Origin of the sequence: Bacillus sp. CBEL-1 (assembly GCF_004348885.1) — a bacterium.
Lineage (GTDB): Bacteria > Bacillota > Bacilli > Bacillales > Bacillaceae_H > Priestia > Priestia aryabhattai_A.
The window spans coordinates 154503-178731 of the sequence record NZ_SBIM01000008.1 but is presented as its reverse complement, the minus strand read 5'-3'; the positions used below and the strand labels follow the sequence as shown (position 1 = coordinate 178731).

Genomic DNA, 24229 nt, shown 5'->3' with positions numbered 1-24229 from the left:
ATTAGTACCAACTCATAATATTTGATTATATAAACTGTAAAAGATATAGAAACGATCATCTTAGTAGCGAGGATTGATCAAAAAGAGGCTGCTTTGTTCCATAAAGGCAGTCGTTAAGGTGTGTAGTTCCCACATCTTCTATAAAAGGAGTGAAGAGTATGAACGCTGGTGTAATTGGAATTGGACGCTATGTACCAGAAAAAATTTTAACAAACTTTGACCTTGAAAAAATGGTTGATACTTCAGATGAGTGGATTCGTACAAGAACGGGTATTCAGGAAAGACGAATCGCTGCAGACAATGAAGATACATCTGATTTAGCGTATAAAGCGGCAGTGAACGCACTAGAAGATGCAAATATATCAGCTGAAGATCTTGATATGATCATCGTCGCAACGGTAACACCAGACCAACCGTTTCCAACCGTTTCTTGTATGTTACAAGAAAAGCTAGGAGCGAAAAAAGCAGCAGCTTATGATGTGAGCGCAGCATGTGCGGGCTTTATGTATGGCGTCATTACTGCAAAACAGTTCATTGAAACGAATGCTTATAAAAATGTCTTAGTGGTTGGTGTTGAAAAACTTTCAAAGATTACAGACTGGAACGATCGTAATACTGCCGTGTTATTTGGTGACGGTGCTGGCGCGGTTGTTGTTGGACCTGTATCAGAAGGTCGAGGCATTCTATCATTTGAACTAGGTTCAGATGGTACAGGTGGAAAGCACCTATATCAAAATGAACATGATCACATCATCATGAACGGCCGAGAAGTATTTAAATTTGCGGTACGTCAAATGGGTGAATCAGCTATTAATGTTCTTGATAAAGCTGGGTTATCAAAAGAAGATGTGGATTTCTTAATTCCACACCAAGCGAACATTCGTATTATGGAAGCATCAAGGCAGCGATTAGATTTACCAGAAGAAAAGATGTCAAAAACGATTCAGTACTACGGAAATACATCTGCTGCGTCAATTCCGATTTCAATTGTGCATGAGTTGGAGCAAGGTAAAATTAAAGATGATGATCTACTTGTAATGGTAGGTTTTGGCGGTGGCCTTACATGGGGGGCAATCGCAATTAGATGGGGAAGATAATTGTAGATAATTTTTTGAAGGAGATGAAGCTAACATGAGTAATAAACGTGTTGTTGTAACAGGTCTTGGAGCGGTAACGCCATTAGGAAATAACGTGGACACAACTTGGGAAAATGCAGTTGCAGGTGTATCAGGTATCGGTCCATTAACTCGCTTAAATCCAGAAGAATTTCCTGCCAAAGTAGCTGCGGAATTAAAAGATTTTAATGTTGAGGAGTTTATCGATAAAAAAGATGCACGCAAAATGGACCGCTTTACGCAGTATGCATTAGCAGCGTCTCTAATGGCAGTTAAAGATGCGGACTTAAACATCACAGATGAAATCGCACCAAACGTAGGAGTCTGGATCGGGTCTGGAATTGGTGGAATGGAAACGTTCGAAAACCAGTTTGAAACATTGCTTTCAAAAGGTCAGCGTCGCGTAAGCCCATTCTTTATTCCAATGATGATTCCGGATATGGCTACTGGTCAAGTATCGATTGCTCTAGGTGCAAAAGGCGTAAACTCTTGTACCGTGACGGCATGTGCAACTGGTACAAACTCAATCGGAGATGCGTTTAAAGTTATTCAGCGCGGAGATGCTGATGTGATGATTACGGGCGGAACAGAAGCGCCAATCACAAAGCTGTCAATCGCTGGTTTCTGTGCAAACAAAGCGCTATCCACTAATCCAGATCCAGAAAAAGCTTGTCGTCCTTTTGATAAAGACCGTGATGGCTTTATCATGGGTGAAGGTGCAGGAATTGTTGTATTGGAAGAGCTTGAACATGCGCTAGCACGCGGTGCACGCATATATGCAGAAATTGTTGGCTATGGTTCTACAGGCGACGCGCATCATATCACAGCGCCAGCTCCAGGAGGAGAAGGCGGCGTTCGCGCGATGAAAAAAGCCATCTCTGATGCAGGTCTTGAACCACAAGATATCAGCTACATCAATGCTCACGGTACAAGCACTGAGTACAACGACAAGTTTGAAACAATGGCGATTAAAGAAGTGTTTGGAGAGTATGCTAAATCAGTAGCAATCAGCTCGACAAAATCAATGACAGGTCATTTGCTAGGGGCAGCTGGTGGTGTCGAAGCAATCTTTAGCGTAAAAGCAATTGCTGATGGTATTATTCCACCAACAATCAACTATGTAACGCCTGATGAAGAGTGCGATTTAGACTATGTTCCAAATAAAGCTAGAAAGCAAGAAGTTAAGGCAGTATTAAGTAACTCTTTAGGCTTTGGCGGTCACAACGCAACAATTATCTTTAAAAAATATGAAGCTTAATTAAAAAACACAGCGGCTTAGCCGCTGTGTTTTTCTATGTCCATTCTTATAGCTGTTCACCATTTGTTTGGATAACTTGCTTATACCAGTTGAATGAATCTTTTTTTAAACGTTTCATTGAGCCATTTCCGTCATTGTCACGATCGACATAAATCATACCGTAGCGCTTTTTCATTTCGCCTGTTGTAAAGGACACGATATCAATAATTCCCCAAGGTGTATATCCAAGTAAGTCCACTCCATCATACGTAACGGCTTTTTCAAGAGCTTCAATATGAGATTTTAAATAATCAATTCGCTGAGCGTCATGAATTGATCCATCTTCTTCTAGCGTATCGATAGCGCCAAAGCCATTTTCGACAATGAATAATGGGATTTGGTAACGATCATAAAAGCGGTTTAACGTATATCTTAAGCCAGTAGGATCAATTGCCCAGCCCCAGTCACTTGACTCGATGTATGGATTTTCAACGCTGTTCGGTAATCCACCGTTCACAACGTCACCAGTATTGTCGTTTTGAACATCACTTTTTACAGTGGTAGACATATAGTAGCTAAATCCTAGATAATCAACTTTACCGTTCTTTAAAATCTCTGAATCTCCGTCTTCAAATGGAATATGATAGCCTTCTCTTTCGAATTCTTTTAAAGCATAGCTTGGATAATAACCGCGAACTTGAACATCTGGGAAGAAGTAGCGCTGTCTCATTTCTTCTTCAGCTAACATTACATCTTCTGGATTAGAAGAATAAGGGTAGATAGGAACATGTGAAACCATGGCACCAATTTGGAATTCAGGATTGATTTCTTTTCCTTTTGCCACAGCTAAAGCACTAGCTAATAGCTCATGGTGTCCAGCTTGATACATAATTTCTTTTGCGTTTTCTCCTTCTTTAACGATTACTCCTGAATTCGTCCATAAAAATAGGGGGTTATTCACGTCCATTTTGTTGTTGATTTCATTAAAAGTCATCCAATACTTCACTTTATGTTCATAACGTTTGAAGCATACTTCTGCGAATTTAGCAAAATGGTCAACTACTTTTCTGCTGCGGAATCCGCCGTATTCTCGCGCTAAATGAAGTGGCATTTCGAAATGAGATAGAGTGATAACAGGTTCAATACCGTGTTTTAGTAGTTCATCAAAAACGTTATCATAAAATGCTAATCCTTCTTCATTTGGCTCTTCTTCATCACCACGAGGGAAGATGCGACTCCATCCAATTGATGTGCGAAGGCATTTTAAGCCCATTTCAGCAAATAAAGCGATATCTTCTTTGTAACGATGGTAAAAATCAATCGCTTCATGATTTGGATAAAACTCATTTTCTTCAACTTTGTCAGTAATTCGACGCGGTACGCCATGTGCGCCCGCTGTTAAGACATCCACAACGCTCGGTCCTTTGCCTCCGGCGTTCCACCCACCTTCAAATTGATGCGCAGCTAAAGCGCCTCCCCATAAAAAGTTCTTTGGCATGTTCTTCATTGTTATTTCCTCCTTATTTCACAATGGTAAATAGGTTTGTTGTTACTGTGCTGGATTGAACATCTTCAGCAATGACTTTTTTATAAGCATGTGAATTTGTAATAATGATTGGCGTAATCGTTTTTAAGTTTGCTTGTTTAATAGATTCAAGGTCAAATTCAGCTATTAAATCGCCCTTTTTTACTTTATCTCCATCTTTAACATGTAAAGTAAACGGTTGTCCGTCTAGGGTTACAGTATCTAGACCGATATGAATCAAAAGTTCAATACCGCTGTCTGAACGAAGGCCTATAGCGTGCTTTGATGGTGCAATCATGATAACAGCACCGTCAAATGGAGCAACAAGTTTGTTATCAGAAGGTTCAATTGCTATTCCTTCACCCATGGCACCAGAGCTGAATACTTCGTCAGGAACTTGTGATAAAGGAATGACTTTTCCGGTCATTGGGCTCGTCATTTCTTCATCTTTATTCATTGTTTGACTGTCTGAAGCGGCTGCTACCTCTTGATTTTCAATAGCATTGCTGTCCGCACCGTCTGTTGCAGTATCTTCACCAAAACCAAAAATTTGAATAAGAACAATTGGCATAATAATTGCGATAGCACTTCCAATTAAAATTCCCCAAATGGAACTTGGGTAGTCTGAACTGATACCATTTACAAGTGTTAGAGGACCTGGTAAACCTGCATATGCAAAATAATATGGATTAAAAAAGCTTGCTACAACCGCTCCGGTCGCACCTGATAAGCATCCAAAAATAAATGGCTTTTTAAAGCGAAGGTTAACTCCATAAATGGCCGGCTCTGTGATACCAAAAATACCTGTAATGCCAGCAGAGACACCTACTTTTTTCACTTCCTGACTTTTTGCTTTTAAGAATACCCCAAGTACAGCACCAACCTGAGCAATAACCGCAATGGTTTGATATGCTTGGAAAGAATCTCTGCCGTATTGATCGAAGTTAGCCAGCACCATTGGCGTTACACCCCAATGGACGCCAAAAATAACGATTGCTTGCCAAAAACCTCCGATAATTGCTCCGGCTAAAGCAGGGACATTTTCTGCTAAAAAGTTGTATCCGTTTGCAATTCCATTAGCTCCCATTGTTGAAGCTGGACCAATTAACAAGATTGTTAGAGGAACCATGATGACCATGCACAGCAATGGTACAAATAATGGTCGAACGATAACGTTAATTTGCTTATTTAAGAACTTCTCAACATAAGACAAAATCCAAACTAAAAATAACGGTGGTAAAACAGAAGACGTATACACAGTTTCTGTTAAAGGTAAATTTAAAAACGTAATAGTATTCCCGTCTGCGATGCTTGCTGCCATTTCTGCCCATGTCGGACTAACGAGCGCAGCGCAACAAGCAACTGCAATATACATGTTTGTTTTAAAATGCTTGGATGCGGTAATGGCAATAAAGATTGGTAGAAAAGTGAATGGGGCCCAAGATAAAAAGCTCAATACTTGGTAAGTCCCGGTCGCGGCAAAGCTTTCCCAAGCCAAGTTAACTAAAATAAGCGTCCCTTGCAAAATACCCGCAGCAGCCAAAATATAAATAAAAGGTGCGAATACTGCGGACATAGTCGCAATAATTCGGTTTAAAATAGTTCCTTTATTCTCCTGAGATTCTTCATTTGTTTCAATATTGACTAAGCCGATAAATTCGTCATATACTTCCCCGACGTGTTGACCAATAACCACTTGAAATTGTCCGCTGTTTTCAACGACTGTAATAACGCCAGGCATTGCAGCAACCTTACGCTTAGCATCTGATTGCGATCGTTTTAATACAATTCGAAGCCGAGTTGCGCAGCGAGTCGCGCTAATGATGTTATCTTCACCACCAACTGCTTCCACAATATCTCCTGCAAGCTTACGGTAATCTCTTATTTTTCCCCCCATATAAATCTCCCTTTCGATTTAGTATACGCTTACATTATAATTGTATCGATACAATTTATCAATAAATAAATAATTATATTGTATATATATAATGGGTGGAGTAATTCTTTTTTCTTTTATGATATAATTGTCGTACAATAAATTTAGAAAAAATATTTTGGGTAAGAACTTTACTAAAGCTTGTGGAAAATAGTCTAAGTTAAAGAGGAATGTTGTATGGTTAAGTATCAACAAATTGCAATTCACATTGAAAAGTATATTGAAGAGAATAAGCTTCAACAGGGAGATAAGCTGCCGGTATTAGAAGATTTAATGACAAAGTTTACCGTTAGCAAGAGCACAATTACTAAAGCATTGGATTTATTAGAGAAAAAAGGCGTTGTGTTTCAAGTTCGAGGGAGCGGTATTTTTGTAAGAAGACATAGACGAAAAGGCTATATTAGTTTGCTTTCAAATCAAGGGTTTACAAGTGAATTAGAAGGTTTTCGTTTAACATCTGAAGTCTTGGAGTTAGAAGTAAGAAAACCAACTCAAGAGGTAGCACTTAACTTAAATATTGATGTAGAGGAAGATGTTTACTATATCAAGCGAATTCGTTATATCAATGGGCAAGCGTTATGTTTGGAAGAGTCTTTTTATAATAAAAACATTGTTACATATTTGAATAAAGAGATTGTATCAGAGTCTATTTTTAACTATCTTCAAGAAGCATTGGGATTAAGGATTGGATTTTCAGATTTGTACGTGCATGTTGGGAAGCTAACAGAAGAGGTAGCTCATCATTTAAAACTTTACAAGGATGATCCCGCAATGTCTATTGAAACTGTGTTTCATTTAGCAAATGGTCAGCCTTTCGATTTTTCAAAGGTAACGTATAACTATCAGCAATCCCAGTTCTTTATTCAAGCAACTACTCATATTTTTTAAGATGAAAAGAGGCTGGTACATAAGTAATTCAGCTAATGATAAACCTAAGCGATTGAGAGTTTCTCACTTTTATTCGTTTAGGTTTTTTATTGGTTGTGAAAATGATTTTGGAAACACAGAGGAATGAAGCGAGCGGCCGTAGCGCAATGAAACAAACATGTTCTGACAACGTAAAGAAGTGAGAAAAGGGAGTCTTCGTCTGGTTGAAGATTTGTTTTGTTATATCCCAGCTTCTTTTTTATGCTTAAATATAGAAACCAAAAAAACGTCTACTACATAAGATGAAAGCGACAGTAATTTAAATTGAAGGTGATATAATGCCGATTGTCGCTACGTTAAAATGGACAAATGAAAAGGAAGTTGTGACCCGCCTTGAACGTTATTTTAAAGGTTTATCAAAAGACAAATTCTTAGATGTTTTAGTCGGATATGGGATGTGTCCACCTTCATCAACTTTCATGAGTGAATTAGAAAAAATAGGGGAAAGGCGTACTCTATGGAAAAAGATAAAGAGAAAATTTGAACTCTTGAAGCATGAGTGGGGAGGGCCAGATATACCGGTATTTTTGCTGCCCAGCAATCCTCATAATCATAAAATGCAAAGGGAATTTCATGGTAGAGCAGGAGTAGCGTTTACAGATAAAATCTTCGTACTGCTCACTACTCAAACGACTGATGAAGAAGTCCTCTCTGTTTTGACACATGAATATCATCATGCTTGTCGGTTAATGCAGATGAAAAAAAGTGATCGAACTATTACGTTGTTAGATGCTATGCTGATGGAAGGCTTAGCTGAATTGGCCGTAAACGAGTATTGTGGAAAAGCATATTTAGCGCCTTGGACAGCTTATTATACGTATGAAGAAGTAAAAAGGTTTTGGAACAAGTATGTAGAGGAATATATAAAATTAACACCTCGTGATAAAAAATACGATGATTTATTATATGGTCATAAGTGGTACCCAACAATGCTAGGGTACAATATCGGCTATCAAATGATTAGCAAAATATCTCAGCAGTTTGGATATAACACAAAACAATTTTTTCAGCTTACATCAGAAGAAATTTTAAGTAAATCAACTTTTTAAAATCAAATCGATATATGTGTTTGTCAGAAGGTCTGACAAACACATATATAATAGTAGAAACTCGAAAAAAGAAAAGAAATAACGATACAAAAAGCTTTGAAAAAATTAGAAAGAAAATAGTATGTTTTGGAATAAAACTTCCTTTGTCTGCCTATACTGAGGGGTAACAAACAGTTAGTAAGTGAGGGGTAAAAAATGCTATATCTTCATGATGTATGGGTTAATTGGTTTGAAGGCGAAGAAAATGGTTACAATGTTTGTCATTTTCATGAATGGCGAAAAGATGATTGTGTGGAGTTGCTAGATCAAGCGCCGTTGTTAAAAGTAAGTCCTTTATTATTCAGTTATATTGAAAATGATCTTTCCGAATTACCTCAACAGTTACTACAAGATGTTTATCAAAAAGCTTATATTCGGAAAAATCATGAGCGTACGCAAGTAGAGTATTGCTTTATTGTAACAGATGGAACGAATATCCTGGCAGTAGATACAATGGGGTATCAAATTCCAATTCGTAAAAGCAGGCTTATTCCAAGACAGGAACAGCTGGTGTATGAAATGATTGCTGATCAAGAAGTAATCGATTATAAATTTACAGAATCTGAATTGGTGGGCAAAGAATATCATATTTTATCGCCATCACCTGTAACAATGAGTGGGTTAACTCGAAAAGAGCGTCAGTTAAAACAGCTGTTGTTTATGGCATTAGATCAATTACATACAACGAAAAACACAGCTCAAATTCGCTATTGGTATACAGAGTGGAATCCAACGGAATACGAAGAAATTCAAATTATGTCATTTGAAGACGTCTGGTCCAAGCTCTATGAAGAAACAAAGCGAGGATGGTCATCAAAGCACAGGCAATTATGTGAGCATCTAATTAAAGGACAACCTTTCTTTGAAAAGCTTTGGGAAATTGAGCAAGAGCCAAAAGTAAATTAAAAAAGCTGTGCAGGTTTTCCTGCACAGCTTTTTTATCATGTGTTTTATCGTTTGCGTCCTAGTCCCATAGCATTGCGCATTTTACGCAACATTTTATTAGCTACGAAATTCGCTTTTTCAGCACCAGCATCTAGTATCTGGTCTAACTCTTCTGAATCAATTAGTTCATAGTAACGCTGCTGAATCGGTGCAAGTGCTTCTACAACAACTTTTGCTGTGTCCGCTTTAAAGTCACCGTATCCTTTTCCATCATACATTCTTTCGATTTCCTCAATCGATACATTTCCAAGGATTGAATAAATACTCATTAAGTTTGAAATTCCAGGCTTGTTTTCTTTGTCAAAACGTACGATGCCTTCTGAATCCGTAACAGCACTTTTAATTTTCTTTTCAATAACTTTTGGCTCATCCAGAATAGTAATGAACGCTTTTTGGTTTGGATCTGATTTACTCATTTTTTTCGTTGGTTCTTGAAGAGACATCACACGCGCTCCTACCTTCGGAATGCGCACTTCAGGAATTGTAAAGATATCATTGTATTTTTTGTTGAAGCGTTCAGCTAAGTCGCGCGTTAATTCTAAATGCTGCTTCTGGTCCTCACCAACAGGTACTAGATCTGTTTTGTATAGTAAGATATCGGCTGCCATCAAAGGTGGGTAAGTTAATAATCCTGCTGAAACAGCTTCTTTTCCAGCAGATTTATCTTTGAACTGCGTCATGCGCTCAAGCTCACCGATATAAGCAACGCATTGAAGCATCCATCCCGCTTCAGTGTGAGCTGGAACTTCTGATTGAATAAACAGCGTTGACTTTGTTGGATCGATACCAACTGCAATGTAAAGCGCAGCCAGGCTACGAATATTTTTTCGTAGAGCGAGTCGATCTTGCGGCACTGTAATGGCATGCTGGTCAACAATACAAAAATGACAGTTATAGTCATCTTGTAGCTCGACAAATTGTTTCATTGCTCCGATATAGTTTCCTAGTGTAATTGTACCGCTTGGCTGTATGCCTGAAAAAATAGTTTGCATAGCGTACTTCCTTTCTTTTTTTGAAAATAAAAAAGGTTTATGCAAGCCTAGCCGGAGCTAGGGACGCATAAACCGTGGTACCACCCTAATTAGATTACAAAGTAATCATCTTCATTTACATAACGCCAATTAGCGTTCAAGCTTTGCACTTGAAAGCTCCAAAGTCCATTCCATAGGCTTCACTGTTTGTTTACACCAACCACAAACTCTCTAAAAATGAAGAAACTATGTACTATTCTTTTTCATCGCTTTACAGTATGAAATTTTTCAGTTTGTAGTCCATTATAACGCGATTTTTAAAAAAATTAAACCGAAATCCTAAAAAAAAACATTTGCAAGTAAATCATTTTATGCTATATTTTTTGTAACATTATTGCAATATCTATTCTACAAAAAAGATTTTAGATGTCTGACAAGAAGTCATAATCCTCATAAAACCGGCTTTTGTAGGGTGTAGCAAAAAAATACCAGTAAATAATAGTATTGCAATAAATTTTTAAAATATTTATAATAGGCGTAACAAACATATTTTTTACAAAGATATTACAATATCTTAATTTTTCAGAAAATATAAAATAGAAAATGTTTTATTACAACTAAGTAGCACGTCTTTTCTTACTAAATGGCATACATATAAACGCATGTACCACCGTTTTAAGAATTAAGGCATTCTTTTTGCTACAGGGGCTTTAATGCTCTACCAGGTGAAAAACTTTCTGACTATTTTGTATTGAAAAATGATTAAAAATTATGTTTGTCAGTCATACAATTCCAATGGGGGGTAAGATTCAATGAAGAAAAGATTATCCATTCTTTTCAGCATGCTGCTGGTAATGAGTCTTTTCTTGGCTGCGTGTGGATTCGGCGGTAGCGATTCTGGTAGCAGCAAAGACAAAGAAGGTGGAAGTGGCGACGGCTCAAAAGAGCAAGCACTTCGCGTAAACATTAACACAGAACCATTCTCTTTAAATCCAGGTTTAGCAAACGATAGCGTATCTGGTAACGTATTACGTCAAACATTTGAAGGTTTAACTCGTTTAGATAAAGACGGGAAGCCTACAGAAGCAATGGCAGAGTCAATCGATGTAAGTGAGGATAAATTAACTTACACATTCAAAATCCGTGAAGATGCAAAATGGACAAACGGTGACCCTGTAACAGCACAAGATTTCGAATATGCTTGGAAATGGGTTTTAGATGCTAAGAACGAATCACAATATGCTGAAATGATGTACTACTTAAAAGGTGGAGAAGCAGCACACAAAGGTGAAGGAAGCATCGATGATGTCGGTGTTAAAGTCGTAGATGATAAAACTTTAGAGGTAACGTTAGATCACGTAACTCCATATTTCTTAGAGTTAACAGCATTCTATACGTACTTCCCTGTTAACAAAAAAGTTGCTGAAGCAAACGACAAATGGTACACAGATGCTGGTGAGAACTACGTATCAAACGGACCATTCAAAATGACTGAGTGGAAGCACAACGATGAAATCGTATTAGAAGCAAACGACACTTACTGGGATAAAGACACAGTAAAACTTGAAAAAATCAATATGTATATGATTAACGATCCAAATACTGGACTTTCAATGTTTGATAAAGGTGAACTTGATTGGGCTGGTAGTCCATTAGGTACATTACCTACTGATGCAATTCCTCAGTTAAAAGAAAAAGGTAACCTGAATATTGAAGTGAAAACGGGTACTTACATGTACAAGTTTAACACTCAAGAAAAAGCTTTAAGTAATGCAAAAATTCGTAAGGCATTAACTTACGCAATTGATCGTAAAGCGATTGTAGAAAACGTTACAAAAGCTGAGCAAGTTCCAGCATTAGCAATGGTTCCACCACAAGCATATGGTGATGAAAAGAACGAACTATTCAAAGATGCTGATGTTAAAGAAGCGAAAAAACTTCTTGACGAAGGTTTAAAAGAACTAGGTATGTCTGAATTACCTGCAATTAAGGTTTCTTATAATACTGATGAAGGCCACCAAAAGATTGCACAAGCAATCCAAGATATGTGGAGCAAAAACTTAGGTATAAAAGTTGAACTAAATAACCAAGAGTGGAACGTATACATTGATGAGTTACAAAAAGGTAACTATCAAGTTGGACGTATGGGCTGGATTGGTGACTTCAACGATCCAATTACATTCTTAGAAATGTTCAAAGATAAAGACGGTGGAAACAACGATACGTTCTGGGAAAATGCAGAGTATAAAAAGCTAATTGATGCTTCTCGCGGTGAAACAGACGTTGAGAAACGCTTAGACATCTTAAAACAAGCAGAAAAAATCTTAATGGATGAAATGCCAGCGGCACCAATCTATTACTATACTGATTCTTGGGTTCAAGATGAAAGCTTAAAAGATGTTGTTGTACTATCTACAGGTGATATCCAGTTAAAATGGGCTCACTTTGAGTAATAACTAGTTTTCACAAGTATATGGGGGTGATTCCTTACCCCCATATACTTTTCTGTTTAAAGAGCGAAAAATGTTAAATTATGGAGGTGTTTGTCGATGCTTAAATATATTAGTAAACGTTTGTTGTACATGTTCCTATCGCTTTTCCTTATTGTTTCAGCAACGTTCTTCTTAATGAGAGCAGCACCTGGGGGACCATTCTCAGCAGAGAAAAAGCTTCCACCAGAAATTCAAGCAAACCTAAATGAATTCTACGGGTTTGATCAACCACTATATGTTCAATACTTCGACTATCTAAAATCTGTTGCAACCCTTGATTTCGGACCATCGTTTAAATACAAAGGTCAAACAGTTAATGATCTAATTAGCAACGGTTTTCCAGTTTCTTTTATGCTAGGAATGGAAGCTATTTTATTAGCGCTTGCACTTGGAGTGCTGTTAGGAGTCATTTCGGCTTTAAAACATAATAAATGGCAGGACTACACGGCGATGATTATTGCAGTGCTTGGAATATCGGTACCAAGCTTTATCATGGCAACAGCATTACAATATTTCCTGGCTATGAAATTAGGGATTTTTCCGGTTGCGCGTTGGGAATCATGGGCACATACATTTTTGCCAGCCCTCGCTTTAGCATCTACTCCAATGGCGTTCATCGCAAGGTTAACGCGTTCCAGTATGCTTGAAGTTCTGAGTAATGATTATATTCGAACAGCAAAAGCAAAAGGTTTAAGTAAATCAGTTATTACGGTGAAGCATGCAATGCGAAACGCTATGCTACCAGTTGTTTCTTACATTGGACCACTGACAGCAGGTATTTTAACAGGAAGTTTCGTTATTGAAAAAATCTTTGGTATTCCAGGCTTAGGCCTTCACTTCGTAACAAGCATTACAAACCGTGACTACACGGTTATCATGGGCGTAACGGTCTTCTATAGTATCTTATTATTAGCGTCTGTTTTAATCGTTGATATCCTATACGGATTAATTGATCCACGTATTAAGCTAAGCGGCGGAAAGAAAGGAGCGTAACGAGCGATGCAACAAATTCCAAAAAATATGTTTGAACCAGCATCAGTTGATGCAAACGAAGCAGAGAAGATTTCAAAGCCAAGTTTATCATTTTGGAAAGATGTAGGCTTGCGCTTTCGAGAAAATAAATTAGCGATGTTTGGTGTTATATTACTAGCCTTATTAGTATTCATGGCAATTTTCGGGCCGATGATGACGCCTTATGATTACAAAACAAATGACTTAATGAATACGAACCAACCACCTTCATCAGAACATTGGTTTGGAACAGATGACCTTGGTCGTGATGTGTTTACAAGAACATGGGAAGGTGCGCGTATCTCGTTATTTATCGGTTTATCTGCGGCTTTAATTGATTTATTCATCGGTGTTATTTGGGGAAGTATTTCTGGATATCGCGGTGGACGTACAGATGAAGCAATGATGCGTTTTGCAGATATTTTATACGGTGTTCCATATTTGCTTCTTGTTATTCTTTTAATGGTTGTATTAGAGCAAGGTTTAGGTACAATGATTCTTGCGATGACCATCACTGGATGGATTAACATGGCACGTATCGTTCGTGGACAAGTACTACAGTTGAAAAACCAAGAGTACGTGATGGCAGCTCAAACGCTTGGAGCAGATACAAAACGAATTTTATTTAAGCACTTAATTCCAAACTCGATGGGACCAATTTTGGTAACAATGACGTTAACAATTCCATCAGCAATTTTTACAGAAGCTTTCTTAAGTTATTTAGGACTAGGTGTTCCTGCACCTCTTGCAAGTTGGGGAACAATGGCTTCTGATGGATTACCAGCATTAGAATACTATCCATGGCGTTTATTCTTCCCAGCAACGTTTATCTGTTTAACAATTTTAGCATTTAACGTAATTGGTGACGGACTGCGCGATGCATTAGATCCAAAACTACGTAAGTAAGGAAGTGAAACCTATGTCACGTTTATTAGATGTAAAAGATTTGGAAGTTTCATTCCAAACATACGGTGGAGAAGTTAAAGCTGTGCGAGGTGTTAACTTCCACTTAAATAAAGGTGAAACGCTCGCAATTGTAGGTGAGTCGGGCTCAGGAAAAAGTGTAACATCACAAACAATTATGCGCCTTATTCCAATGCCACCAGGCCGAATTAATAAAGGTCAAATTTTATTTGACGGTGTCGATCTTGTACAGAAAACAGATAAACAGATGGAAGCAATCCGCGGGAAAGATATCGGGATGATTTTCCAAGACCCGATGACATCTTTAAACCCAACAATGAAAGTTGGGAGTCAAATCTCTGAAGTGCTTGTTAAGCATTCTAAGATGTCCAAAGCACAAGCAAAAGAGCGTGCAATTGAGCTATTAAAGCTTGTTGGTATACCGTTCCCAAACCAGCGTGTTAACCAATATCCTCATGAGTTCAGTGGTGGTATGAGGCAGCGTGTTGTAATTGCAATGGCATTGGCATCAGATCCAAAGCTATTAATTGCCGATGAGCCAACAACAGCTCTTGACGTAACAATTCAAGCTCAAATTTTAGAGTTAATGAAAGAAATTCAAAAGAAAACAAATACATCTATTATTTTCATTACGCATGACTTAGGAGTAGTGGCTAACGTTGCAGATCGCGTTGCTGTTATGTATGCTGGTCAAATCGTCGAGACGGGTACAGTGGATGAAGTATTCTATAACCCACAGCATCCTTATACATGGGGACTACTTGCATCAATGCCTAGCCTTGACAGCGATACAAAAGAAGAGCTAGCTGCGATTCCAGGGACACCACCAGATTTAACTAACCCACCAAAAGGTGATGCGTTTGCTCCGCGTAATCCATATGCGATGAAAATTGATTTTGAGCAAGAACCACCAATGTTTCAAGTATCAGATACACACTATGCGAAAACATGGTTATTACATCCAGACGCGCCAAAGGTAGAACCACCAGCATCTGTGGTAAACCGTATGCGTCCGGTTAAAGGGACTTATACAAAACCAGTTTTATCCGGAAAGGAAGGTGAATAAGATGGCTGAAAAGTTACTCGAAATTAAAAATTTAAAGCAGCACTTTCCAACATCAAAAGGGACGATTAAGGCTGTTGATGGTCTGACATTCGACATCTACAAAGGTGAAACATTAGGTCTTGTAGGAGAGTCTGGTTGTGGTAAATCAACAACAGGTCGTACTATTATTCGCCTTTATAACGCAACGGATGGTGAAGTGCTATTTAACGGTGAAAATGTTCACGGTCGTAAGTCAAAATCAGAATTAAAGAAATTCAACCGTAAAATGCAAATGATTTTCCAAGATCCATATGCATCACTAAATCCGCGTATGACGGTAGCTGACATTATTGCAGAAGGAATTGATATTCACGGTTTAGCAACAAGTAAAGAAGAGCGTATGAAAAAAGTTCAAGCGCTTCTTGAAACAGTAGGGTTAAACCGAGAACATGCAAACCGCTATCCTCATGAATTTAGTGGTGGACAACGCCAAAGGATTGGAATTGCTCGCGCGTTAGCTGTTGAACCAGACTTCATTATTGCGGATGAGCCAATCTCAGCACTTGACGTATCAATTCAAGCTCAGGTTGTTAACTTAATGAAGAAGCTACAGCGTGAACGTGGATTAACATACTTATTTATCGCCCATGACCTTTCAATGGTAAAGTACATTAGCGATCGTATCGGCGTAATGTATCAAGGCAAAATTGTAGAGCTTGCGACAAGCGAAGAGCTATACCGCAACCCAATTCATCCTTATACAAAAGCATTGCTGTCAGCAATTCCATTGCCGGATCCAGATAGTGAGCGTACGCGCCTGCGCCAAGTATATGATCCAAGTATTCATAATTATGATGGTGAAGAACCTGAACTTCGCGAAGTATCACCAGGGCACTACGTATCTTGCTCACAAACTGAGTTTGCTAAATATACGAGTTGATAAAAACGATCTCACAAGAGGTCGTTTTTTCTACTTGTATAAGATAAGGAAATTATGTTACATACTCTGACATCTTACTTTAAAAGTATTATACATGAAAGTAGATTTAAATACTATTATAAATTTTCAGAAATTTATAATAGCGCTTTCTTTATGCATCTTCTTCTTCTTTTTATCTCGGTTTATTCGACTGTTTATTCTGTTTTATTGTATAAATATAAAAAGGGAACAATAGTTATATAGTTCCCTTTTAAAGAAATTACAGCTCAGATAGAATATCTGCATCTTGACGATTTTTATCTAATACTAACACTTCTTCAACAGGTTGATATTTTTCTCCGTAAATTTCTTTATCCTTGTAAGTGTGAATTAATTCATACGTTTTTTTCATGCTATTTAAAATGCTTTCTTCGCTTTCTTCAGAGGGAGACCAGTAGAGAATTTCCATCTGGTTGACTTCGTTTGTCGCTAGAGATCGACGTTTGTAGCCAATAGAAGTCGCGTGCTTAAAGCCTTCTCTTTTATAGAAGTGAAGACGTTTTTCAGTGTCTGAATCCGCATAATCGACAGGCTCAACTTCTAAGATAATAGGCTTGTGGTGATCTTTCAGCTTATTGATTAACTTTCCACCTAAACCTTGCCCTCGTGCATCTTTTGACACAAATAAGTAGTCAACAAAGATAAATTCATCTGTCTCGACATACATCAAGACGTGGTGAGGACCTTCGTCTTTGTTGTAAATCTCACTTTGCTCACTTAGTAATAGCTCTAAATGCTTCTTTGATTTCATTTCTTCTATAGGAAAGTATTGACTTAACTTTTCATACCAATTCATCATACCGCTCCTTTGGGATTAAGTGACTCACTTTGTTTTCTTTTTAGAGTTACCCGTTTTTCTTTAAAATAAACGACAATATAAATAGAAAAACCACTCATAACGGTGACTAAGTTGTTAGTCATCAGAATGAGTGGTTTAAGAGTAGAAGGTTAGCCTTCCTCAATCAAATTTTGTTCTTTTTTTGCTTTCTTTTTCAGCTTTCGCTTTTCAACCAGGTAGTAAATGACTGGAATGAAAATTAGCGTAATAACAGTCGCAAAGCTTAGTCCAAACACAATGACAATCGCCATTGGCTGCTGTAATTCTGTTCCTTCCCCAATACCTAATGTAAGAGGAATTAGACCGATAATCGTCGTAAGTGTTGTCATTAAAATAGGACGAAGCCTCGTTGGGCCTGCAAGTAAAATCGCTTCTTTTAATTCGTATCCTTCTTTACGAAGCTGCTGTAAATAATCGACCAACACAATCGCGTTGTTTACAACAATACCTGTCAAAATCAAAATTCCAATTAAAGAGCCTACGCCTAAAGGTTGATTGGTAATCAGTAATCCGCTTATAATTCCAATAAAAGTTAAAGGAACGGAAAGCATAATGATAAATGGATACAAGAAGGACTCAAACTGACCGGCCATGACCATATAAACAAGTACAACCGCTAGAGCTAATGCTAGTGAAAGTTTATAAAAAGCATCATTCATTTGTTCATTTTGACCACCAAATACAATTTTATATTGTTTATTCGGTAATGAAATTTCGCTTTTTAGCTGCTTTTCAATGTCATCTGTAATACTGCCAAGGTCACGTCCAATAATATCAGCTGTCACGCGAATTTCTCGCAAGCGATCTTCACGCGTAATTTGCGATGGACCTTGTCCTCTAGATATATCAGCAACTGCCTTTAGAGGAACTGTTGAACCAGTTGGCGATTTAATCAATAAATTTTCTAAGTCAGATGTTGACGCTGTATCTTTGCGATCAATTAATAAACGGACGTTTAGCTCTTCGCCGTCACGTGCAAGTTGACTAGCCACAACGCCTTGTGTAGCTTCTGAGATTGCGTTTGAGATTTGTGCGCTTCCAATTCCATACTGCGATGCTTTATCACGATTGATTGAAATCACAACTTCAGGGTTACCATCGTTATAGCTTGACTCCGGTTCTCTAACCCCATCAATTTTCGATAAAATATCAACAGTTTGATCTGAGATTCGAACTAACTCATCGAGATCAGGACCTGAGATTTCAAGAGAAATTGGGTCACCCGTAAAGCCTCCGTCACTTGCTGATACGGTTGCATCAACGCTTGGGATGTCTTTAAGCTTATTGCGGATTTCATCCGCAACTTCTTTATCTGAACGATTTCGCTCACCTATAGGCTTTAATAAAATATTATACGTAGCTTGATTGGTATTGGACCCAGCGGAGCCAGAAAAGTTATTCGACCCACCTACGGTAACGGATGATAAGTTAACCTCTGGAATACCTTTAAGAACTTCATTAATCTCTTCCGTTTTCTCATAGGTTGCTTCTAAGGCTGTTCCTTGAGGTAGCTTAGCTGTAACGGAAACCGTACTTTGATCTTGAGCAGGAAGGAATTCTGTTCCGATAAAAGGAATTCCTGCAAAGGATAAAGCAAATAGAAGTAAGACTGCACCAACTGTTTTCTTCGGATGGCGTAAAGCGGTATCTAATCTTTGTTTATAAAAATGTTTTACTTTACCAAACAACTTTCCGTCTGTATCTCTTTGTTCTTTTTCACGTGTTGTTAATTTAAGGAACAGTGAAGAAAACAGCGGTACAATAATTAAAGCTGTAAATAAAGATGCAAGCAATGAAAAGCTTATGACTAAAGCTAACGGTTTAAAGAGCTGTGCAGCCAGTCCATCTACGAATACAATTGGCAAAAAGACAACAACTGTTGTTAGAGTAGAAGCAATAATAGCTGTTCCAACTTGATTTGTCCCTTGAATGGCCGCATCCTTTTTTGATAATCCTTGTTTTCGAAGCCGGAAAATATTTTCAAGAATAACGATAGCGTTATCTACCATCATCCCAATTCCAAGAGCCAGTCCACCTAATGTCAGTAAGTTAAGGGTCTGACCGCTAAAATACATAAATACAAAGGTCGTGACAATTGAAAGGGGAATCGCAAGGCCAATAATAATTGTACTACGAAGATTTCGTAGAAATAGATACAGGATAATAGATGCTAAAATGCTTCCAACAATCATATTGGATGATACGGATTTAATGGACTGATTAATAAAGTCACTTTGATCCAAAATTGTATCTATTTTTATTCCTTCAGGAAGCGTTTTGTTTAGCTCTTTCAATCTATTATCAATTTCGTTTGCTACGGAAACTGTATTTGCGCCTGATTGCTTTAAAACCGAGATTCCTACAGCTTCTTTTCCATTTAAATAGCTGAGTTGGTCGGATTCTGCATAATCTTCTTTTATCTCCGCTAAGTTTTCGAGCTTAATAACACCGGATTGTGTAGGAATTGGAAGCTCTTTGATATCTTCAATTGAAGTAAATTGCCCTGTAATCCTTATTGGTAAGTTTTGATTTTGATCTTGAACATTACCAGCCGGTAAATTTAAGTTTTCTGATCCGATGATTTGTTGAAGATCTTGCAAGGTTAAGTTATAAGAGGACATCTTTTGCTGATCAAGTGTTAGTAAAATTTCTTTTTCAGCTCCGCCCGATACCGTAACGGATGCAACGCCATCAGCTCCATCTAGAGCAGCTTTAATATCTTCTTCTGCAATTCGTTTTAAATCTTCAAGGCTTTGCTCGCTTTCACTTGTTAGTGAGAGTTGAACAATTGGTAAATCACTTGGATCAAATCGCATGACTCGCGGTAGGGAAGCACCTTCAGGTAAAGCTTCGCGCGCCATGTCGATCCGCTCGCGCATATTTAACGTAGCGAAGTTCATATCGGTTCCCCAGGTAAACGAAACAAGCACGAGTACGCCACCATTTTGAGAGACAGATCGTACGCTTTCAACATTAGGAAGCGTACTCATCGAACTTTCAAGTGGTTCTGCAAGCAGGTTTTCAATTTCTTTTGGTCCCGCTCCGTCATATGTAGCGGTCACAGCAGCTACAGGGAAAGTTAACTCAGGAAATAAATCAACGGGCATATTTCTTCCACTAACGCCGCCAAGGATGAGAAGAAGAACAAGAACCATTGACATGGCAACAGGGCGAAGAACTGATAGCTTAACTATTTTCATCTTGTTCTTCACTCGCTCGTTGCTTTACTTCATTGCCGTCTTGTATCTGGTCTTTTCCATCAGTAACAACGATATCATTGGCTTTTAAACCATCGACAACTTGGTACTGATCATCATTTGTAAACCCTAATGTGATAGGTGTTTTAACCGCTTTTTTTCCATTAACAATGTATGCATACGCTTGTTCTTCATCGTAGGAAATAGCGCTGGATGGAATGACTAATGCATCTGATAAAGAATCAATCGTTACTTCACCGGTTGCTTTCATACCACCTTTTACTTGGTTCTTTGCATTTTCAATAGGTGCTTTTACTGTAAAAAGTCCAGTTTCAGGATCAGCGGTAGGAGACACAGTTGAAATCGTACTAGTAAATTCTTGGGTTACTCCGTCAAATGTAAGTTTAATTGGGTTTCCAGCTTTTAATTGTGATACTTGATAGCTGTTAACTTGAAAGGTAGCATCCACGTTTGATTGATCGATGACCGTCATCAGTGGAGTATTAGGAGCCGCAATTCCATTTTCAACAGCACTGACATCCGCAATTGTTCCGCTTATTGGAGCGGTTAATCGAGTAGATGCAACAATCTGTTCAGCCTGGGCAACTGCTTGATTTGCTTGCTGTTTTTGTTGCTTTAACTGCGGAAGCATATCAGGAGTTAATGAAATTTGTGACAGCGACTTTTGAGCTAACTTTGCTTGCTTTAATGAAACTTCAAGTCCGCTTTGTACTAAATCAGAAGAGGATACATCTCCGCTTTGCGCTTCTTCTAATAAAGATTCTGATTTGTTCATTGAGGCCTCAAGCTCTTTTTGAGCCTGTTGAAGTTCCTGTGATTGGTCGGGGATAGCCTTGGCTTCCGCTTCTTTAACTGCTTTATCAATATCAGCAGCTGCTTGTCTAGCTTCATTAAGTTGTTTAGTTGCTTCTGAAGCATCTAAAGACACGAGCAGATCACCTTTTTGGACAGTATCACCTACTTTAACATGAACTTTTTCTACGTTTAAGGGATTTGCTGTTAGAATAGGGACTTGTTTTGAAGGCATCGCTATTCCCGATAGTTCAGTGGTGTTGACTAAGTCACTTTTTGAAACTTTTGCTGTTTCTACTACCGGTACGTTATCTTTCGTATCTTCAGTAGTAATTTCTTTCGGAGCACAAGCTGCTAATAATAAAACAGTTGCCACAGCGCTAAGCTGCAAGATTTTCATGTGTAAATCACCTCGTTGGCCTAAATTTCGTCATAATAAACTACACGTCTCGGTTTGCATGTTATTTCTTATAAAATTATGATTCTTTTTGACAAAAGTCATGCAAAGATTGACGAATACCTATCTTTTAATATACACATATCCTTCTATTATTTCGCGTCATAAGGTGCTTATGTAACAAAAAATCCAAATCTATGATCTACATTGCGAAAGGAAACAAATAAAAGTTTGACAAAAAAGTGAACAAATAAAAAATTTGAAACTTAATTCGAGGTTTGAACGTATTAGTAATGTGGTAAATAATTAATGACAGATTTTAAAAATGGTTTTGCACAATAAAATAAGGATACCATTTCAATAAAAATTGTAGTATAATGCAAAATAGATATTATCTTATTTAAAGTAATTATAAAATAATATCGATTTTCATTATCAGTCATTAACTATTTACAATCGTTAATTTTTTATAAAACAGCACGATGTTAGTATAAAGCAAAACAACTTAAAGCTAAGGTTTTTGCCCATTATGACCGATTATGATAGAAGGAGTGAAGGATTAAATGGTTACATTATATACATCACCAAGTTGTACGTCTTGTCGAAAAGCGAAAGCATGGTTAGAAGAAAATGAAATTGCATATGTAGAACGAAATATCTTTTCAGAGCCTTTATCAATTGATGAAATTAAACAAATCTTACGAATGACTGAAGATGGAACGGATGAAATTATTTCAACGCGTTCTAAAACATTCCAAAAGTTAGATGTTCAAGTAGACGCAATGCCTCTTCAAGATTTATATGAGTTAATTCAACAAAACCCAGGTTTATTACGTCGCCCAATCATCATTGATGAAAAGCGTCTTCAAGTTGGATATAACGAAGATGAAATTCGCCGTTTCTTACCTCGTAAAGTTCGTACATTCCAACTTCGTGAAGCTCAACGCCTTGTTAATGGTTAAGTAGAACGTTAGATATAATATAAAAGCCTTCATGTTATACATGAAGGCTTTCTTGTTCCTATATTATGCTTATTGTGAGCGGAATTTATTAATTAATAGTCCGCTCGCTAAGACTAAGATGACAGTGATCGCTGGAATTGATGTATCAAGCGTATGATTATTGGCAAAGAAATCGTGTAGGTTCTTTTCATGTCGAATCATATTTCCGGCTGTGTAAGCTAGAATACCCGCTCCACCATAAATAAGTAGAGGAAAACGTTCCATTAAGTATAGGATAAGCTTACTTCCCCATACAATAATAGGAACAGAAACGAAAAGGCCAATAATAACGAGTAAAATGTTTCCATGAGCTGCACCAGCTACGGCGATGACGTTATCTAAGCCCATGACAAGGTCAGCAAATACAATGGTACGAACAGCTGCGCCTAATGTAGCACTTGCTTTGATAGTGGAGGAGTCGTCTTCATTCGAAATGAGCAGCTTAAATGCAATGACTACTAATAAAATTCCACCAATTAGTTGTAAATAAGGAATAGTTAATAAATAAACAGCTAAAATAGTAAGTAAAATACGAACTACAACAGCTAGCCCTGTACCAAGAACGATTGCTTTGTTGCGCTGTTTCTCTGGGAGGTTTCGGCTAGCAAGGGCAATTACAATTGCATTGTCTCCACCTAGTACGATATCAATACCGATAATGAGTAGGATGGAGGTGAGTAATTCCAAGTCCAATATACGTCGCCCCCCGATTTATGTAATAGTTTGTACTATTACACAGTATTGAGCCTTCAGTCGTATCACATTAAGGCCGATAGCAAAACCGCCGGCTCGCATGGTTAGCAGAGTGTTTTATTTCCCTTCCATAGGATTTTATCATAGAATAGATATATGAGGTGTACAGAAAGATTCTATGCTTGTTCACGTGGAGTTAGAATACTTTACAAATTTGTAAAGTCCATGTAGTATTGCTTTAACATAAAGGAAAATAGTCCTTATTACGTTAAGGTAATGAGAAAGAAAGACCGTATTGCCTTCACTGATTTTTCCGAAGGGAGAGATGATAATGGAAATCGAACGCATTAATGAAAATACGGTAAAATTCTTTGTCACATACGTTGATATTGAAGAACGAGGATTTGACCGAAATGAAATTTGGTTTAGCAGAGAACGAAGCGAGGAACTGTTTTGGGAGATGATGGATGAAATTCATCAAGAAGAAGAGTTCGTAGCAGAAGGTCCGCTTTGGATTCAGGTACATGCACTTGAAAAAGGCTTAGAAGTTATTGTAACAAGAGCTCAAATTTCAAAAGATGGTCAAAAGTTCGAAGTACCAGTTGGCGAAAATGATAAAATCGATATCCCTGTAGACGGAAAAGTTGAAGCGCTGTTGGATCAGCATCAAGCGAACCAAAAGAAAAAGAATGAGCTTGAAGAGGATGTCATTGAAGATGAAGGCCTGCATTTTGTAGCTCGTTTCCGTGACTTAGAAGATTTAATCATGTTAAGCCACCATCTAGAATTAGATGAGCTAATCAACCATATGTATGTGTTTGAAGGCAAATATTATTTATATGTAGAATTTACAGATGATGAAGACTTCGTCACTGAGATTGATAATATATTGAGCATCATTTTAGAGTATGGAAACGAGTCTCATTTAACTGTGCACCGTTTAATGGAATATGGAAAGCAGTTAATGAGCGATAACGCATTAGAACAATTAAAGGCTCATTTTCCGTTAAGATAAAAGTGGCCGATTTCATGTATGTGAAATCGGTCTTTATTATGAACGAACAGCATGTTCATTCGTAGGATAGGTGAATAAAA

The 24229-nt window shown here is 37.8% G+C and carries 19 protein-coding genes and 1 other annotated feature; of the genes, 12 read left to right on the top strand and 7 right to left on the bottom strand.

Going from position 1 to position 24229, the window contains the following annotated elements; translation table 11 throughout:
- Positions 1-158 precede the first annotated feature (158 nt).
- Together EPL02_RS06900 and fabF are read left to right on the top strand one after the other, a co-directional pair.
- Complete coding sequence (locus tag EPL02_RS06900; RefSeq protein ID WP_094912831.1) at positions 159-1097, top strand: beta-ketoacyl-ACP synthase III; 939 nt, start codon at positions 159-161, stop codon at positions 1095-1097.
- Positions 1098-1131: 34 nt separating this feature from the next.
- Entirely contained in the window at positions 1132-2373 is a 1242-nt protein-coding gene (fabF, locus tag EPL02_RS06895; RefSeq protein ID WP_094912830.1) for a beta-ketoacyl-ACP synthase II, read from the top strand.
- A 46-nt stretch (positions 2374-2419) separates the two neighbouring features.
- Here the strand turns inward: fabF and bglA are convergent, their stop codons facing one another.
- Positions 2420-3859 (bottom strand): 6-phospho-beta-glucosidase BglA, encoded by a 1440-nt coding sequence (gene bglA / locus EPL02_RS06890; RefSeq protein ID WP_131887356.1) that lies wholly within the window; start codon positions 3857-3859, stop codon positions 2420-2422.
- A gap of 13 nt (positions 3860-3872) precedes the next feature.
- Positions 3873-5774, bottom strand: coding sequence for a beta-glucoside-specific PTS transporter subunit IIABC (locus EPL02_RS06885; RefSeq protein ID WP_131887355.1), 1902 nt, complete (start codon positions 5772-5774; stop codon positions 3873-3875).
- A gap of 216 nt (positions 5775-5990) precedes the next feature.
- On the opposite strand from EPL02_RS06885, the gene EPL02_RS06880 reads away from it, so the two are divergent.
- From EPL02_RS06880 to EPL02_RS06870, 3 genes are all read left to right on the top strand, one after another.
- Complete coding sequence (locus tag EPL02_RS06880; RefSeq protein ID WP_094912827.1) at positions 5991-6701, top strand: GntR family transcriptional regulator; 711 nt, start codon at positions 5991-5993, stop codon at positions 6699-6701.
- A gap of 317 nt (positions 6702-7018) precedes the next feature.
- The gene (locus EPL02_RS06875) at positions 7019-7789 is read left to right on the top strand and encodes a DUF2268 domain-containing putative Zn-dependent protease (protein WP_131887354.1); all 771 of its coding nucleotides are present in this window, start codon (positions 7019-7021) and stop codon (positions 7787-7789) included.
- A 195-nt stretch (positions 7790-7984) separates the two neighbouring features.
- Positions 7985-8734 (top strand): YjbA family protein, encoded by a 750-nt coding sequence (locus tag EPL02_RS06870; RefSeq protein WP_094913054.1) that lies wholly within the window; start codon positions 7985-7987, stop codon positions 8732-8734.
- A gap of 44 nt (positions 8735-8778) precedes the next feature.
- Here EPL02_RS06870 and trpS read toward each other — a convergent pair whose 3' ends face one another.
- The gene (gene trpS, locus EPL02_RS06865; protein WP_025908155.1) at positions 8779-9765 is read right to left on the bottom strand and encodes a tryptophan--tRNA ligase; all 987 of its coding nucleotides are present in this window, start codon (positions 9763-9765) and stop codon (positions 8779-8781) included.
- Between the two features lie 56 nt (positions 9766-9821).
- Positions 9822-10020 (bottom strand) — a binding site (T-box leader).
- Positions 10021-10556: 536 nt separating this feature from the next.
- Here trpS and EPL02_RS06860 point away from each other — a divergent pair.
- From EPL02_RS06860 to EPL02_RS06840, 5 genes are all read left to right on the top strand, one after another.
- Complete coding sequence (locus tag EPL02_RS06860) at positions 10557-12197, top strand: peptide ABC transporter substrate-binding protein (RefSeq protein ID WP_131887353.1); 1641 nt, start codon at positions 10557-10559, stop codon at positions 12195-12197.
- 96 nt (positions 12198-12293) lie between these two features.
- Complete coding sequence (locus EPL02_RS06855) at positions 12294-13229, top strand: ABC transporter permease (protein ID WP_131887352.1); 936 nt, start codon at positions 12294-12296, stop codon at positions 13227-13229.
- Positions 13230-13235: 6 nt separating this feature from the next.
- The gene (locus EPL02_RS06850) at positions 13236-14153 is read left to right on the top strand and encodes an ABC transporter permease (protein ID WP_131887351.1); all 918 of its coding nucleotides are present in this window, start codon (positions 13236-13238) and stop codon (positions 14151-14153) included.
- A gap of 13 nt (positions 14154-14166) precedes the next feature.
- Positions 14167-15237, top strand: a complete 1071-nt coding sequence (locus tag EPL02_RS06845) for an ABC transporter ATP-binding protein (RefSeq protein WP_094913053.1) — start codon at positions 14167-14169, stop codon at positions 15235-15237.
- A gap of 1 nt (position 15238) precedes the next feature.
- Positions 15239-16156, top strand: a complete 918-nt coding sequence (locus EPL02_RS06840) for an ABC transporter ATP-binding protein (protein ID WP_131887350.1) — start codon at positions 15239-15241, stop codon at positions 16154-16156.
- Between the two features lie 259 nt (positions 16157-16415).
- Here EPL02_RS06840 and EPL02_RS06835 read toward each other — a convergent pair whose 3' ends face one another.
- The 3 genes from EPL02_RS06835 to EPL02_RS06825 all read right to left on the bottom strand — a co-directional run bounded on the left by EPL02_RS06835 (position 16416) and on the right by EPL02_RS06825 (position 21443).
- Positions 16416-16991 carry a GNAT family N-acetyltransferase gene (locus EPL02_RS06835; RefSeq protein ID WP_094913051.1) on the bottom strand — a complete coding sequence of 192 codons (576 nt, stop codon included), beginning with the start codon at positions 16989-16991 and terminating at the stop codon, positions 16416-16418.
- A 152-nt stretch (positions 16992-17143) separates the two neighbouring features.
- Positions 17144-20233, bottom strand: a complete 3090-nt coding sequence (locus EPL02_RS06830; RefSeq protein ID WP_131887349.1) for an efflux RND transporter permease subunit — start codon at positions 20231-20233, stop codon at positions 17144-17146.
- Complete coding sequence (locus tag EPL02_RS06825; RefSeq protein WP_131887348.1) at positions 20220-21443, bottom strand: efflux RND transporter periplasmic adaptor subunit; 1224 nt, start codon at positions 21441-21443, stop codon at positions 20220-20222. Before EPL02_RS06825 ends, EPL02_RS06830 begins: the two co-directional genes overlap by 14 nt.
- A 560-nt stretch (positions 21444-22003) precedes the next feature.
- On the opposite strand from EPL02_RS06825, the gene spxA reads away from it, so the two are divergent.
- Entirely contained in the window at positions 22004-22402 is a 399-nt protein-coding gene (gene spxA / locus EPL02_RS06820; RefSeq protein ID WP_025908146.1) for a transcriptional regulator SpxA, read from the top strand.
- 69 nt (positions 22403-22471) lie between these two features.
- On the opposite strand, the gene EPL02_RS06815 is transcribed toward spxA, so the two are convergent.
- Positions 22472-23134 carry a TerC family protein gene (locus EPL02_RS06815; RefSeq protein WP_094913049.1) on the bottom strand — a complete coding sequence of 221 codons (663 nt, stop codon included), beginning with the start codon at positions 23132-23134 and terminating at the stop codon, positions 22472-22474.
- 331 nt (positions 23135-23465) lie between these two features.
- On the opposite strand from EPL02_RS06815, the gene mecA reads away from it, so the two are divergent.
- Complete coding sequence (gene mecA, locus EPL02_RS06810; protein ID WP_094913048.1) at positions 23466-24149, top strand: adaptor protein MecA; 684 nt, start codon at positions 23466-23468, stop codon at positions 24147-24149.
- The last annotated feature ends 80 nt before the right edge of the window (positions 24150-24229 follow it).